The sequence below is a fragment of the Alteribacter populi genome (assembly GCF_002352765.1).
In the GTDB taxonomy this organism is placed as follows: domain Bacteria; phylum Bacillota; class Bacilli; order Bacillales; family Salisediminibacteriaceae; genus Alteribacter; species Alteribacter populi.
Genome location: NZ_KZ293963.1, coordinates 1502978 through 1517473, shown reverse-complemented (window position 1 = coordinate 1517473; position 14496 = coordinate 1502978). Strand labels below are relative to the sequence as shown.

Annotated in this window: 13 protein-coding genes and 1 other annotated feature; of the genes, 11 read left to right on the top strand and 2 right to left on the bottom strand. The window is 41.8% G+C overall.

The window, feature by feature from the left end:
* The first annotated feature begins 1 nt into the window (after position 1).
* The 7 genes from rbsB (at position 2) to tyrS (ending at position 7390) form a co-directional block, all read left to right on the top strand.
* Positions 2 to 931, top strand: a complete 930-nt coding sequence (gene rbsB / locus CDZ94_RS07360) for a ribose ABC transporter substrate-binding protein RbsB (protein ID WP_096435854.1) — start codon at positions 2 to 4, stop codon at positions 929 to 931.
* 245 nt (positions 932 to 1176) lie between these two features.
* Positions 1177 to 2124, top strand: a complete 948-nt coding sequence (locus tag CDZ94_RS07355) for an ABC transporter ATP-binding protein (RefSeq protein ID WP_096435853.1) — start codon at positions 1177 to 1179, stop codon at positions 2122 to 2124.
* Between the two features lie 2 nt (positions 2125 to 2126).
* Entirely contained in the window at positions 2127 to 2864 is a 738-nt protein-coding gene (locus tag CDZ94_RS07350) for an ABC transporter permease (RefSeq protein ID WP_096435852.1), read from the top strand.
* Positions 2861 to 3547 carry an ABC transporter permease gene (locus CDZ94_RS07345; protein WP_096435851.1) on the top strand — a complete coding sequence of 229 codons (687 nt, stop codon included), beginning with the start codon at positions 2861 to 2863 and terminating at the stop codon, positions 3545 to 3547. Before CDZ94_RS07350 ends, CDZ94_RS07345 begins: the two co-directional genes overlap by 4 nt.
* A gap of 72 nt (positions 3548 to 3619) precedes the next feature.
* A complete protein-coding gene (locus CDZ94_RS07340) occupies positions 3620 to 4720 on the top strand; it encodes a sensor histidine kinase (RefSeq protein WP_096435850.1) in 1101 nt (366 codons plus the stop codon).
* A gap of 108 nt (positions 4721 to 4828) precedes the next feature.
* Positions 4829 to 5434: a response regulator gene (locus CDZ94_RS07335; protein WP_096435849.1), complete on the top strand. Its 606-nt coding sequence runs from the start codon at positions 4829 to 4831 to the stop codon at positions 5432 to 5434.
* Between the two features lie 430 nt (positions 5435 to 5864).
* Positions 5865 to 6092: a binding site (T-box leader), on the top strand.
* Between the two features lie 47 nt (positions 6093 to 6139).
* On the top strand, positions 6140 to 7390 hold the full coding sequence (tyrS, locus tag CDZ94_RS07330) for a tyrosine--tRNA ligase (protein WP_096435848.1): 1251 nt from the start codon (positions 6140 to 6142) through the stop codon (positions 7388 to 7390).
* A 521-nt stretch (positions 7391 to 7911) separates the two neighbouring features.
* Here tyrS and CDZ94_RS07320 read toward each other — a convergent pair.
* Positions 7912 to 9156 (bottom strand): ABC transporter permease, encoded by a 1245-nt coding sequence (locus CDZ94_RS07320; RefSeq protein ID WP_096435846.1) that lies wholly within the window; start codon positions 9154 to 9156, stop codon positions 7912 to 7914.
* Complete coding sequence (locus tag CDZ94_RS07315; RefSeq protein WP_096435845.1) at positions 9146 to 10078, bottom strand: ABC transporter ATP-binding protein; 933 nt, start codon at positions 10076 to 10078, stop codon at positions 9146 to 9148. Before CDZ94_RS07315 ends, CDZ94_RS07320 begins: the two co-directional genes overlap by 11 nt.
* Positions 10079 to 10475: 397 nt before the next feature.
* Between CDZ94_RS07315 and CDZ94_RS07310 the strand changes: the two genes are divergently transcribed.
* The 4 genes from CDZ94_RS07310 to CDZ94_RS07295 all read left to right on the top strand — a co-directional run bounded on the left by CDZ94_RS07310 (position 10476) and on the right by CDZ94_RS07295 (position 14202).
* The gene (locus CDZ94_RS07310; protein WP_157911702.1) at positions 10476 to 11258 is read left to right on the top strand and encodes a Cof-type HAD-IIB family hydrolase; all 783 of its coding nucleotides are present in this window, start codon (positions 10476 to 10478) and stop codon (positions 11256 to 11258) included.
* A gap of 24 nt (positions 11259 to 11282) precedes the next feature.
* A complete protein-coding gene (locus tag CDZ94_RS07305) occupies positions 11283 to 12299 on the top strand; it encodes a DUF2332 domain-containing protein (RefSeq protein ID WP_096435843.1) in 1017 nt (338 codons plus the stop codon).
* Between the two features lie 246 nt (positions 12300 to 12545).
* Positions 12546 to 13364 carry a M23 family metallopeptidase gene (locus CDZ94_RS07300; protein ID WP_096435842.1) on the top strand — a complete coding sequence of 273 codons (819 nt, stop codon included), beginning with the start codon at positions 12546 to 12548 and terminating at the stop codon, positions 13362 to 13364.
* On the top strand, positions 13357 to 14202 hold the full coding sequence (locus CDZ94_RS07295) for a M50 family metallopeptidase (protein WP_096435841.1): 846 nt from the start codon (positions 13357 to 13359) through the stop codon (positions 14200 to 14202). The genes CDZ94_RS07300 and CDZ94_RS07295 overlap by 8 nt, the downstream gene beginning before the upstream one ends.
* The last annotated feature ends 294 nt before the right edge of the window (positions 14203 to 14496 follow it).

Below are 14496 nucleotides of genomic sequence, written 5' to 3'. Positions count from 1 at the left end.
CATGAAAAAAGTATGGCTAATGTTTATGGTAACGGTTTTAGGTGCTGTCATGATCGCGTGTACAACGGAATCACCTGCAAATGATTCTGGTGATGAAAGTGATGGTCAAGGCGGAGATGGTGAATTTACAATCGGCTTTTCGATTTCAACACTAAATAATCCTTTCTTTGTTACATTACAGGAAGGTGCAGAAACAAAAGCTGATGATCTCGGTGTAAACTTAGTAACGGTTGACGCTCAAGATGATGACGCAAAGCAAGTCAATGACGTGGAAGATTTAATTCAACAAGGTGTCGATGTAATTTTAATTAACCCAACTGATTCGTCCTCTGTTATTTCAGCGGTTGAATCTGCAAATGCAGCCGACATTCCAGTAATTACTGTTGATCGTGGTGCTGATGGTGGTGAGGCTGTCACACACATTGCCTCGGATAACGTGGCGGGTGGCGAGATGGCCGCAGAGTTACTTGTTGAACTCGTAGGTGAAGATGCAGACGTTGCAGAACTAGAAGGGATTCCAGGTTCTTCGGCAGCTCGTGAACGTGGTGAAGGGTTTACCAATATTGCTTCAGACTCTTTAACAGTAGTCACATCACAAACAGCGAACTTTAGCCGGTCAGAAGGGTTAACCGTAATGGAAAACATCCTTCAAAGCAATCCTGATATTCAAGGTGTTTTTGCTCATAATGATGAAATGGCGTTAGGTGCTTTAGAGGCGTTAGAAGGAGCAGGCGCAGAAGACGTTGTTGTTGTAGGCTTTGATGCAACAGATGATGCAGTGAGCTCTGTAGAAGCTGGACGGCTTGCAGGAACAGTCGCCCAACAGCCAACACTCATCGGTGAAGAAGCGCTAGATGCAGCATTTTCCGTCCTGAATGGAGAGGATGTAGAAGACTTTATTCCAGTCGAGCTGGAATTAGTGACAGAATAAATTTTAAAAGAGTGGCGATTTTGAGGTGTGGCTCCAGTGATGAACTGGGGTCTTCTTTTTTTATAGACAGGGGTACTTTCGGTAATACGTCCGACTTTTATATTTACTCCCATGTAAACAGCCACGTTGTGGACTTCATGAGAATTTCCGCTGAACTTTCATTACAAATGTAACTACTATTTAAATCCTCTTGCTGTAATAATAATGTTAGTTGTTAGTTTCACTTATTATGAGGGGGAATTAGTATGGCAATTGCACATATGCAAAATATAGTAAAACGATACGGGGCGCATCGAGCTTTGGACCATGTGGACCTAGATATTGCTGAAGGGGAAATTCTCGGATTATTAGGTCCGAACGGCGCGGGGAAAACAACGCTCATTCATGCGTTGGCAGGTTTGATTAGTGTTGATTCAGGTGATATTGAACTGTTTCAAAAACCTCAGCAACACAATATGATCGATATTAAGCGACAAATCGGGTTAGTGACGCAAGATATCACGGTGTTTGAGGATCTTACCGCTCGTGAAAACCTTGAATTTTTTGGTGGGATTTATGGTTTGAAAGGAGCAGCACTTAAACAGCGAGTTGAAGAAACACTTAAATTTGTTGGACTTTCTGACCAAGCGAAAAAGCTGCCGACGAAATTTTCAGGAGGAATGATGCGCCGATTAAACATCGCTTGTGCTCTTACTCACAAACCTAGGTTTCTCATTATGGATGAGCCGACTGTCGGAATTGACCCGCAGTCTCGGAATCATATCCTTGAATCGGTTCGTGAGCTGCAACGTCAAGGGACGACAATTCTTTATACAACGCACTATATGGAGGAAGTTCAGACGATTGCTTCCCGTGTTGTTATCTTGGATCAAGGTCATGTGATTGCCCAAGGAACGATTGATGAACTTGTGGAAAACATCCAGCATGAAGAGAAGATAAAGCTGGAACTAGCAGCAGAGCCAACTGAAGAACTGCTTGAAAAACTACGAAATCTGGACGGAGTGAAGCAGGTTGTTCAAGATGGTGTACAACTGCAAATTATTTCAAGCACTGGTTCGGGAAATCTTGACCGCGCCCTTTCCATCGTAAAGGATGCAGGTGGCGTTCGTTCTGTAAGTGCAGAAAAACCTACTCTTGAAGATGTGTTTTTGACGCTTACTGGAAAGCGCCTGCGCGATGGGGAGGAGGAATAAGGATGTTGTTTAGAACAATCCGTTTTGCGTTGCAGCGGATGCTTAGAAGCTATATTGGACTTTTTCTTTTAACTGTTGTTCCGCTTTGCTTGATTTCCGTTTTAGGGATGGTCTCAGGTCATGTCGCGGGGGAAGAAGGCCAAAGCATATCAAGTATGACGTGGCTTTCAGTAAGCTTTATGATTAGTTTTCAGCTTTTTGGCGGTGCCTATACGATGTCGTACATGAAAGAAGATTTTTTTACAGCTAGAAAGTGGCGAATGTATTCTCTCCCTTACCGAGCCCACGTCCATGCGAGTTCATTGCTTATAGCGAGTATGTTATTCAATGTCCTTCAAGGATTATTCATCGTGCTGTTTACGCAATGGGTGTATGGTGTGAATTGGGGAAATATTGGCTGGGTGTTGCTTGTTATTTTAGCCGTTTCGTTATTGTCTCAACTTGTTTGCATGATTCTGGTCCTTACCGTTCGTAACTTTAAAATAGCGGAGCGGCTTTCAGAAGTTTATGGAATAGGTTCGATGGTTTTTGCGGGAATGATCTTTCCGATTCCAACTACAGGTTTTTTCGATTTCATGTCAACCTATGGTAATCCTGTATCTCTTGGACAAAATGCAATTTTCGGTATGATTACCGGAGAGGAAATCGATAAAATGTTCTTAAGTATAGGGCTATTGTTTGCAGCATCTCTTGTACTCGCTCTTGTAGCCACTTTTGTGGGAAGGAGGAAGCTGGGATGACGATCTTTACATTTGCTTTAAAGCGGAGTTTTCGAAGTTTAGGGAATGTGATTCTTCTACTTGTCTTACCGATAGCTGTCATACTGCTACCTGTTGGTGAATGGTCAGTGCTGCCTTTAGGGTACCAATTTTATGGAATGATCATGCTGTTTGGCGCTGCAAGACTCGTTCAGTTCATTATGGAAGATCGTTCAACCGGTGTCCTCAAGAGAATTGGTGTCGCTCCCGTAACCCATTTTCAGTATCTCTGGCAGAGCTTACTCGCATACTCTCTCATCCTAATTGGGCAAAATGCTGTCGTGATTGTTGGTGGAATGCTCGTTCATGGTCAGGCTCTCATAGCACCGCTTCTTTTATTTGTTGTCTATTCGTTCTTTTCATTGACAGCGATTGCCTTGTGTCTCGCTTGGATTTCGTTGTACCGAAACAAGGATTCAGCATTCCTTATTTTAATGAATGTCATCATCCTGATGGCGATGCTTGGTGGTATTTTTTGGCCTGTTGAGATCATGCCTGACTTTTTCCAACGTATCGCAATGCTTTTGCCAACATATTGGTTAACAGAGGGGCTAAGCGTCATCATTTCTTCAAAGCCTTTGGTTGAGCTCATCATCCCTCTTGTGATTTTGCTTTTATTTACGATGGCCTTCGTTTTGTTGGGAAGCAAAAGAAGAATCGCATAAACTGGGATTCTGTCTATGTGTTAATCTATAGAAAAGACGTGTTTTCATCTAGATGAGGGGAAGGAGAAGCCAATGACTGAAAAGCACCTTGATATATGGACTCCGAAAGTAAGCACGTTACTTTGGCGTTTCCTTGGATTACTTCTACTCAGTTTACTATGGCTTACGAGTCAAAGTGGTGAGTTTGGAGTAATCCTTCTCCTGTTTTTAGCAGTCATGGCACTTGCGAGGTGGCGCTTTACATTACCCGGTTGGACGGTGCTAATAGATCAGACGGCATGCTTTATCGTCATTCCTTTTTGGTCAGGGGCGTGGCTTGCGTTAGTTATGCCTATTTTTGAAGCAATCCGTAACGGAAGGCCATGGTTTATATTACCTGCTGTTATCGCCTTTTTCGTCTATGCAGAGCCTTCTGTTTTGCTTATCGTGACCTTAGTTTTTGCAGCATTTATAGGATGGGTCATTCGAGGCTGGGAAATACAAATACAACAATATAGGGTGGAAGCGGATCGTGAACGTCGAACTCGGTATGAACTTGAGGTTTTAAAAGGGGAGTTGTTGTTATCTAAAGTAAAGGCAGCCCGGTCTGCTGAGTTAACCGAACGACACCGGATCTCACAAGAACTACACGATCACGTTGGTCACGAATTGACGGGGGCTTCCTTGGCACTTCAAGCCTTTGAGCAGCTGTGGGAGGAAAACGACCCACAAGCAAAAGAGATCTTTTTACAAGCACAAAAGCGTCTATCCAACAGTACTCTTCATTTAAGGGAAACCGTCCATAATATGGCACCAGTTAAAACGATCGGACTTGGTAGTCTTGAAGAAGTTTGTGATGCGTTTACAGCTTGCCCCCTTGACTTGAAGGTGTACGGAGATACGGCCAAAGTACCTGTGTATTTGTGGAGTATTCTTGAACCGTGTCTGAAAGAAGCTCTTACAAATGTGAGTCGACATTCGGAAGCGACGCATGTAGATGTTTCACTGGATGTAAGTGTAAGCATCGTTCGACTTGCAATTTACAATGATGGAGTGGCTAAGAATGCTCATACTCGGGGAATGGGGCTTAGAAACCTGCGCCAACGAGCACAATCAGTAGGAGGAAGTGTATCGTTCGATGCGAAAGGTGGCTTTCGCATCGTTTGTGTCCTGCCGATGGAAAAAGGCAGCTAATTTCATGAATCGAGGAACTTATACGAGTGGAAATGCTACATTTACGAGCCAATTTCGAATAGTAAGAGGGAGCCTTGGAGCCCAATAAAAGAAAGGTAGGTTACGACAATGAAGATCCTAATTGTAGACGATGATCCATTGGTATACCAAAGTCTTCAAGTTTTGCTCACTCGTGAAAAGGACATGGAAGTGATCGGAACCGCAAACGACGGCGCGCTAGCGATAGAGAAGTGCGAACAGGCACAGCCGGATGCGATTCTGATGGATATTCGGATGCCTGGCATGGATGGAATTCAAGCAACGCGCGAGATAAAAGAGCGCTGGCCTCACATTAGGATCATGATGTTAACGACATTTGAAGACGAACAAAATATCCGATTAGCACTTCTGGCAGGAGCGGAAGGCTATTTGTTAAAATCAACACAGGTTTCGAGCATGTCAGAACAACTACGTGCATTAGTTTCGGGTTCGTCGGTTTTGGATGCAGAAGTTTTAAAAAAATTGACCCAACCGGAAAAACAAGGGCTCAGCGAATTGACACCTCGTGAAAATGATATTCTGGAGTTAGTCGCTCAAGGCTTTTCGAATCGAGAAATAGCGAAGCAATTATTTATCAGTGAAGGGACTGTACGTAATACCCTTTCGATTATTTTAGATAAGCTACAAGTTAGAGACCGCACACAATTGGCGATTTATTATTGGAAAAAAAAGTAGTTGTGTTCAGAAATCGTGTTACCAACCCTTTTTGGATATCCAAAAGGGTCTATTTTAATTTTTGTAAAGGCATAAACCTAAAAAGTTCATCTACCTAAATCTCGATCCATGTTAGAGAATACACGAAACCAAAATTCCAGCCATCAACGAAGATACAGAAGTTACTGACGAAATACTATGTCAGTCGGTCGATGGGAATCTTAGTAAAGGTGATATATGAAAGCAGAGTGGGAAGCTTTCTTAAACTGTTATCATCGACATCGTTCCTACTATAGCCGGATGTGAGGTCACACTAACGCGCCAACTTGGGCAGATTACATCGAACCAACTAAAAAGGCTTGGACATAGATGCTTAACACGATCGACAAGGCACTTTGATGATTGACAAGCGATAAAAAAACGATTATGATGACGTTAATTTAAAAAATACTGTACTGCAATGATAGAATAAAGTAGTATAGATTTCCCTGTTCCAGAGAGTCGATGGTTGCTGCGAATCGATACAAAGGTCTATATGAATTACCTTCTTGAGCTTCTTTTGCAAAAGCCATAGGGTCAGTAGTGAAAGACGGTAAATCCGTTATCTTTTTTGAGTGGAAGATGAGATTCGTCTCATTTTCAATTTGGGTGGTAACGCGTGATCAGACACGTCCCTTTCTATAGGGATGTGTCTTTTTTTATACATTAAAAAGGGAGGAAATGACAATGAATGTCATCGAGCAATTAAATGAAAGTCAGTTAAAGGAGTTAGAAAAGCAATATTCGATTTTGTCGAGCGGGGTGGCTGAAATCCTCCCAAAAGAAGAATTCAAAGAAAAAATTGCGAAATCGATTAGAGATCAGAAGCCATTAAAGGTTAAACTGGGGCTTGATCCGACAGCACCTGACGTTCATATTGGTCATACTGTTGTGTTAAATAAACTGAAACAGTTCCAGGAGTTTGGGCATACGATTCAGCTTCTTATCGGTGATTTTACGGGTAAAATCGGGGATCCATCTGGTAAAGATACAACCCGCAAAGCGTTAACTGATGAAGAAGTGCGCTACAATGCAAAGACCTACTTTGAACAGTTTGGAAAAGTGATAAATATGGAAGCTGTTGAACTTCACTATAATTCCAAGTGGTTATCTGAGGTGGATTTAACAAAAATGCTTCATCTCGCAAGTAATGTTACGGTAGCAAGAATGCTCGAGCGTGATGACTTTACGAACAGATACGAAGCGAATAAGCCGATTTACTTGCATGAATTCTTCTACCCAATAATGCAAGGCTATGATTCAGTTGTACTGGAATCGGATATTGAGCTAGGCGGAACCGATCAGCATTTTAACGTATTATTCGGAAGGCAAGTACAAGAGCAGTTCAATAAAGAAAGACAAGTGGTTCTGTTATTGCCGTTATTGGAAGGCTTAGATGGTGTGGAGAAAATGTCTAAATCTAAAAACAACTACATTGGTGTTGATGAGGAGCCAAATGAAATCTTCGGGAAAACGATGTCCATTCCTGATGAACTTATTGGAAAATACTTTGAACTTGCCTCCAATGCACCGGTGGAAAAGGTAAAGCAAATCAAAGATCAGCTAGAGCAAAGTGGCATAAACCCTCGAGACACTAAGCTCGAATTAGCCTTTTCATTTGTTGAAATGTTCTACGACACAGCAACGGCTGAACAGAGTAAGCAGCATTTTCTTACTGTTTTTCAAAAAAATCAAATGCCAGATGAAATTCCGGAAGTAGAGTGGACTGGGGAGCTGACGATCAATATTGTCGATTTGATTAAGGAGTTAAACTTGCTTCCATCGAAAAGTGAAGCAAGACGTATGGTAACTGGCGGGGGGATTCGTGTCGATCAAGAAAAAGTTCAAGACCCTTACGAAACAATCGCGATTAAAGAGGGGATTGTCATTCAGGTTGGAAAAAGAAAATTCGTCAAGTTAAAAATAGCCTCTAATTAAGAGGTAATAGGGGAGCTCCGTGTAAGAATGGGGCTCTCATTTACTTCACTCGTTTAGTAGTTCACCAATGAGAAGCTGTTTTGTTAACGGTTCATTAATAGTGAATGAATTCATAGCTAATTACAATGCGTAAAAATTCATAATTAGGGATTGCTGAATAACTCTAGAACTCAAATACAAAGGGTGCCGCTTCTATGGCTTCGTTTTCCGCAGGCAACGCATCAGCCTTCTCATTCGCGAAAGGTGTGCCCATTTTAGCAAACCTTGTAGATTCTCTCCATGAGAAAGAGCATAGCCTCTTGCCACGCGGGCGTATGCTACTTATTCAGCAGCCTCTACTTATGGAAAATATGTTGTTCATGAAAGAGGTCGTCACGTTAAATGTCATTAACATTTTACACTGTCGAACTAGTCGCAATAGATTCAAAAACTAATAGAATTAACTGCATCTAGTTAGTTGGATATTTTATACAAAAGAGCCTGGGGCATAAAAACTGCCCCAAGCTCTTTTTTCTATCTAATTAATGCCTAATCCACTTCCAGATTTCTTGTGGTGTCGCATTTTTTCCGTACATTAGTATTCCTGTCTTAAAGATCTTACCGGCTAATTTCATTAGTAGCCAAATGCTAAAGAGGAGAACAACTAAAGCGATGATAATTTCTAGCCAAGGCCATTCTTCCATTATGGACAGGCGAATGAGCATGACGCCTGGAGACGTTAGTGGGAAGAATGTTCCTGCTTGAGCGACCAAGCCACCTGGGTCGGATAAAATCGGTGCGATAAGAATAAAGGGCACCCACGGAAGCATCATGACGATTCCTTGGAAGTTGCTCGATGTATTCATATCTTCGACGGTAGCACCGAGGCTTACGAACAAAGATGCAAATAGTAGATATCCTGCAACCGCAATGAAAACAAGGATCAATAATTCTGGGACAAACAAATAGTCGAAAACAGGAATATCCGTCCGCCATTGGACGATTGGCAAGGCGATAGTGAGCCATACAGACACTTGAACGATTCCGAGGACGAAATACCCGAGAATCTTCCCTTGCATGAGCTCAGTTGGCGTTACTGATGATAAGACCATTTCAGCGACTTTCTCTTTTTTCTCCTGAGAAGCACTTTGGAATATCATCATCCCGGTAATAACAACAGAAAAGAGAATTAATCCTGCAAATAGTCCTGGCACAAGTCTTTCGAAAGGATCTGTCTCCGCAGCTTCAGCAGCTCCACCGGACTCATCTCCATCTGAGGGTGCCATTTCGTTGACTGAGACAGGTGAAATGCCGACACCGTGTGCAGCGATACTAGCTTCTTCACCTGAAAGCCCTAAACTTTCAAGTTGAATTTGCCGGAGAGGAACTTCTAGTGCATTAAACTGGAAGGCGAACATTTCATCCACGTCGTCTGTTAAATACACCGGTACCTCTCCATCGGCTAAGGAATTCTCTGTTATCGATAAGTAAGCCGCTTCTTCTAATTCCCTGAGCTCTTCTACGATACTTTCTTCACCTTCAAAAGGGGGATCAGTAATTACATTCATATTTTCATGATCAAGCATCGAGGACGCTTCGTCCCACACCCCGAGCTCGTCATTTACATAGACAGTAACGTTACCTTGCTCATCATCCGATTGAAAGAGGATGGGAATCGTAAAAAAGAGTAGGAAAAGAGCTGGCGTTAAAAAGAGTGAAATAAGAAAAGACTTATTCATCATGTTTCGTTTAATTTCCCATTTCGCGACTTTTCGACTATTCCGCATGTAAATCGGCCTCCTTTTCACCTAATCTATCTGTTGCAATTCCTATGAATATTTCATGTAAGGAGATCCGGTCGATGGACAGCTCATGTACGGATAATTCGTCAGGTAGTTGCTTTAACCAACGTGGGATGTTTACGTCCTTCGTTAAATGAAGAACAAAAACGTCGCCGCTATGCTCAACATGCTGGACTTCAGGTAGGCGTTCTAACTCTGAAAGGTCATTTTCACCTTTAAGCGTGCACTTGAAGTTGGCGTATTGAGATTTCACTTCATCCATCGTTCCATAAATCACCTTCTTACCACGGTGGATCATAAATAACCTGTCGCAAAGCTCTTCTACGAGATTCATTTGATGGGAGGAAAGTAAAATCGCCGTCCCGTTATCCGCCAACGCTTTGATTTCTTTTTTAAACAATTCCTGACTGACAGGGTCAAGTCCAGAGAAAGGTTCGTCTAAAATAAGCAGTTCGGGCTCGTGAATGATTGATGCGATAAACTGAACTTTTTGCCCCATCCCTTTGGAAAGTTCTTCAATAGGACTTTTTTCTTTGCCTTTTAGGTCGAATTTTTCCAAATAGGTAAGAGCTCGTTCTTTTGCTTTCTTTAACGGATAGTCTTTTAGCTCTGCAAAATAAAGCAATACATCCATCACTTTTACGCTCTTATAAAGCCCTCGTTCTTCAGGTAAATAACCGATTTTATGACGAGGAATTTCCTTAGATGCGTGGTTGTGAAATTGAACCGCTCCTTCATCAGGATACATAATCCCCATAATATTTCGAATCGTTGTCGATTTCCCAGCTCCATTGGGACCAAGAACGGCCATAATTTCACCTTTATGTACGTTAAAGGTGATGTCTTTAATGATTTGCTTGTCTTTAAACGATTTGCCTAACTGATGAATACTCAATACTGGTTCCATATAGCGCTCCTTTTCTAGTCGTTCATTAAATAGAAGATGAAGATTGATCAAAATCCATACAACTAATATATACATTGTAGGAGGTCAAAAAGTTTCACAATCTGCTTTATTTTAAAAAGTTACACAGTAATCTGTGAAATTTACATATTGGATTCCGATTTAGATGACTTTTCAGCTTTTGCAAAATCAGTAATACGTGATCAATCATTTACGCAGCCTTTTTCCGGTAATGGAGCAGGGCTGTTTTTTTTATACTTTAAGTTCAACTAAGGCTTCCGCCATTAGCTTGGCGGTAAGCCAAGTTTTCTTCAAGATTTTACACGCGATAATTGAGTTGGATTTTATGTTAAAATTACAAGTATAGGAATTTTCTGACTAGTCATTGCTTTGGCGAGGAGTGATCAACCTGAAGTACAAACTAGTAGCGTTAGACTTAGATGGTACATTACTAAATAGTCAAGGGCAATTACCTGAAAAGCATGTGGAGATTGTGAGGGAAGCGGAAGAAGCAGGTGTTACGATAGTAATTGCAACGGGAAGGTATTTTATGCAAACCGAATGGATTATTGACCAATTGGAATATAAAGGAGTGCTCGTTTCCAACGACGGTGCAGCGACGATTAAGACTGATACGAAGGAATTAATCGATGAATTCTCGTATTCTATTCATGAGTTAGAACCTCTTATTCGCTATTGCCGGAAGCATCGGATTCACTTTTCCGTGTGCACAGCCTACGACTATTTTGTAGAGTTGTTGTATGACCATCAAGCGGAAATCCATAAGCAACACGAGATCCGTCACACATTCCACGACGATGTGCTGCAGTTAAAAGAAAATGTTATGAAATTCACGATTTCAGATAATAGAAAAGTCAGTGGTTGGCAGGAGATCGAATGCGCAAATTTACGGAGGAAAGTAGACAATCCGTTTTTCAAAGAATATATTCATCCGGAATCAAGTAAAACGAGCAGCTTAAAGAAAGTAATGAAGCAGTTAAATATTCTACCTTCAGAAATGATAGCCATTGGTGACTATTATAACGACCTAGACATGCTTGAATACGCAGGCTTAGGCATCGCAATGGGAAATGCACCAGAGGATGTAAAAAGAATTGCCAATGATGTAACGTTATCAAACGATGAAGATGGTGTCTATCATGCGTTGAAGAAGCATTTTTAAAATAATTGCGCCAAGGAGGATAAGATGGAAAAAGTTCAAATATCGCAACGATTTGACGACTTTGCCAATCATGAATGCCGCGGCTCTAGTGCGTTATATGAATACTTGTCGCACCACACTGCTGAAGATGACGACTTGCTTGAAATTGCATCACATGCTCAGGAAGGGCAGCCCATTCCGAACTTATTTCTCAGTGCCGTTCATTATCTTCTCCTCAAAGGAAACGAACATTCCCTAAAGCACTATTATCCAAGCATCACAAACCCTCCCCGCGAAATAGACGATGCCTTACCTCACTTCAAAGACTTCTGTAAGCAGAATAAACGAGAGATCATTTCTATACTCAATACAAAGCGGGTCCAAACCAATGAAATCACGCGCTGCGCTTATCTTTATCCGACCTTTTGCTTTATTTTTGAAAAAGTGAAGAGGCCTTTATCATTGATAGAAATCGGGACAAGTGCAGGCCTTCAGCTGTTGTGGGATCAGTATTGTTATTCTTACGGGAGCGAGCGCGTTTATGGAGCCCCTCACTCTAATGTGCGAATCACCTCTAGATCAAAGGACCCTCTATTCCTTTTGCCGCAAAGCCCTCCGGTAGCTGAGAGAATAGGAGTAGATTTGCACCTCAATGATTTGAATAATACAAAAGATTACATATGGCTCAAGTCGCTAATCTGGCCCGAACACAAGGAAAGGTTTGAACTATTTGAGAATGCTGCTTCATTCATGAAAGAAAAACCCGTTACGCTAATTGAAGGAGACGGTGTTACATTACTTCCAGAGATTGCAGCGCAAGTCCCGAACGACTCCGCTCTTTGCATTTTCCATACGCATGTCGCAAATCAGATGCCGAATGAAGTGAAGCAAAAACTCATGGATACGATCAATGAAATTGGAAGAAGGCGAGACGTTTTCCATCTATATAACAACATGTCAGATGGGAAGCTTCACCTTGATTATTTTATCGATGGCACCCGTAACCAACATACGATTGGGAAAACGGATGGTCACGGTAGATGGTTCGAGTGGAAGCTATGATCACAAAAGTGAGGAGATATAAAGGACCGGAAGCTTAGACAGGTTATTTCATTTTTATGTATTTGGTTAGAACAGTACCATTAAATTAAAGTACAGTTCGAATGAAAGTCGTTTTTTTACTATGGAAGCTCTCTATCTCTCGCATATTCACGCCGGACAAGTCATATAGTGTAACAATCATGAGACAAACGGACTTATTAACTTAACGAGTGATACATTACCGGTTGAATGAAGTGGGGGAGAGTTATGGCAAATAGAGTGGAGAAGATTAGAAAAAAGATGGATGCAAAACGCAAGCGCCGCCAGTCACCAGGGAGGTTAAGGGAAGGAGAGCGGCAAGGGCCTGCCTCACCACCGTGGTTCCATCGACACGATGAATCACGAGAGGAGACTGATTATTATCAGCACCGTCCTTTTTCAAAGGATCGCTCTGAACCTTTTTTTAAAAAGGAGTTTGTGTTATTCCAAGTGCTTGCCAGCGTTTGTTTAATGCTTGGCATTGGCGTATTATTTAGCTTGCCGAATGGACAACTTGACGGGGCGAGACAGTTTGTTCACCAATCTTTTAATCAAGAGTTTGAGTTTGCGGCAGTTTCTGGTTGGTATGAAGAGCAGTTTGGTCGTCCTTTAGCTCTTGTTCCTCCAACACTTGAAGTAGCTCCGGCTCCATTAGAAGATGGTGAAAGTGAGATCGATATCGCCTCCGCCCTACCTGCTACAGGTACGATTGCTGAATCGTTTGAACAAAATGGCAGAGGAATTTATGTTGAGACAAGTCTCGAGGAATCGGTTGAGGCGGTTCGAGGGGGAACCATTCGTTTTGTAGGAGAAGATGAAGCAGGAGAGTGGGGGAAAACAGTTGTTGTAAGTCACTATAATGGGGGAGAATCCTGGTACGGAATGCTCGATGATATCCAAGTCAATTTATATGATCACGTCGAAGCTGGTGACCTTATTGGTTATGTGTCTCCTGCTGAGGATAATGAATCTGTAGGTGTCTATTATTTTGCCTTGAAAGAAGACGATATCTTTATCGACCCTATTGATGTGATAACACTTGATTAATGTATTAAAAGTCGTTAAAATCCATCCGCTATTCTGGCTAGTACTCGGTTCCGGTGTGATTACGGGTTACTTTAAAGAAGTGGTGATGATGTTTCTAATCGTATTTGTTCATGAAATGGGACATGCGTTAATGGCGAAACACTACGACTGGCGATTGACGAAGGTAGAACTCTTGCCGTTCGGCGGCGTAGCAGAAACAGAGGAGTATGGGAACCGGCCAGTGAAGGAAGAGGTTCTTGTGATTGTCGCGGGTCCCCTCCAGCATTTGTGGTTGATTGCTCTAAGTTATGGGCTGTTACATTTTGATTGGTGGACGGCAGCTGATCATTCGATATTTCTTTTTCATAATGTCACGATTCTCGGTTTTAATTTATTACCGATCAAGCCTTTGGATGGAGGTAAATTGTTTTTTTCTCTGCAAACAGCTATTTTCCCTTATCGCGATGCGTTTTACGGATCGTTTTATTTTTCACTTTTTTGTTTAAGTTTATTTTGGATTGTAGCATTGACACTACTTCCGTTTCATTTAAATCTTTTGGTTGTGTTGAGTTTTCTAGCGGTTCACCATTATTTAGAATGGAAACAACGGCATTTTATTTTTATGCGTTTTTTAATCGAGCGAGTTGAGAAAAAAGCAGTTTCTTCAGTTAAAAGGATCCGCCCGATTTTCGTACAGGGTGATGAACGGATTCAGCAAGTAATGAAAGCGTTACGTCGGGACTGCAGTCACGTGATTATTTTAAAACAGTCCGGAAAAACGTTGGAAGAAAAAAAAGCACTAGAAGCTTATTTTGATGAAAAGAAAAGGTTGCTATCAATTGAGACGATCTTCTCCTAGTGAGAAGGCGTCTTTTATTTAGGGATTACTGAATAACGCTAGAACTCAAATCTTCCATGGCTGCGCTTTCCGCCATTGCAGCAGCACCACTTGCTTATCCCATTCAAGTGTAAGGTTTTTGGCAAAAGGAGCGTTATTTTCTTGCAGATTCTCTCCATGAGAAGGAGTATACCCTCTTGCCATGTAGGCGTATGCTACTTATTCAGTAGCCTCTATTTAGAGTTAGAAATCTTAGAGTGGCCAGCTCGTCTCAAGGGAAAAACATCCTTGAGGCTTTCGCTGTTTTTCTTAATA

Bases quoted from the DNA above. Each gene is read 5' to 3' on its own strand.
- CDZ94_RS07350 (WP_096435852.1), top strand. From the start codon at position 2,127: ATGTTGTTTAGAACAATCCGTTTTGCGTTGCAGCGGATGCTTAGAAGC.
- CDZ94_RS07340 (WP_096435850.1), top strand. From the start codon at position 3,620: ATGACTGAAAAGCACCTTGATATATGGACTCCGAAAGTAAGCACGTTA.
- rbsB (WP_096435854.1), top strand. From the start codon at position 2: ATGAAAAAAGTATGGCTAATGTTTATGGTAACGGTTTTAGGTGCTGTC.
- CDZ94_RS07300 (WP_096435842.1), top strand. From the start codon at position 12,546: ATGGCAAATAGAGTGGAGAAGATTAGAAAAAAGATGGATGCAAAACGC.
- CDZ94_RS07345 (WP_096435851.1), top strand. From the start codon at position 2,861: ATGACGATCTTTACATTTGCTTTAAAGCGGAGTTTTCGAAGTTTAGGG.
- CDZ94_RS07335 (WP_096435849.1), top strand. From the start codon at position 4,829: ATGAAGATCCTAATTGTAGACGATGATCCATTGGTATACCAAAGTCTT.
- tyrS (WP_096435848.1), top strand. From the start codon at position 6,140: ATGAATGTCATCGAGCAATTAAATGAAAGTCAGTTAAAGGAGTTAGAA.
- CDZ94_RS07320 (WP_096435846.1), bottom strand. From the start codon at position 9,156: ATGCGGAATAGTCGAAAAGTCGCGAAATGGGAAATTAAACGAAACATG.
- CDZ94_RS07305 (WP_096435843.1), top strand. From the start codon at position 11,283: ATGGAAAAAGTTCAAATATCGCAACGATTTGACGACTTTGCCAATCAT.
- CDZ94_RS07315 (WP_096435845.1), bottom strand. From the start codon at position 10,078: ATGGAACCAGTATTGAGTATTCATCAGTTAGGCAAATCGTTTAAAGAC.
- CDZ94_RS07355 (WP_096435853.1), top strand. From the start codon at position 1,177: ATGGCAATTGCACATATGCAAAATATAGTAAAACGATACGGGGCGCAT.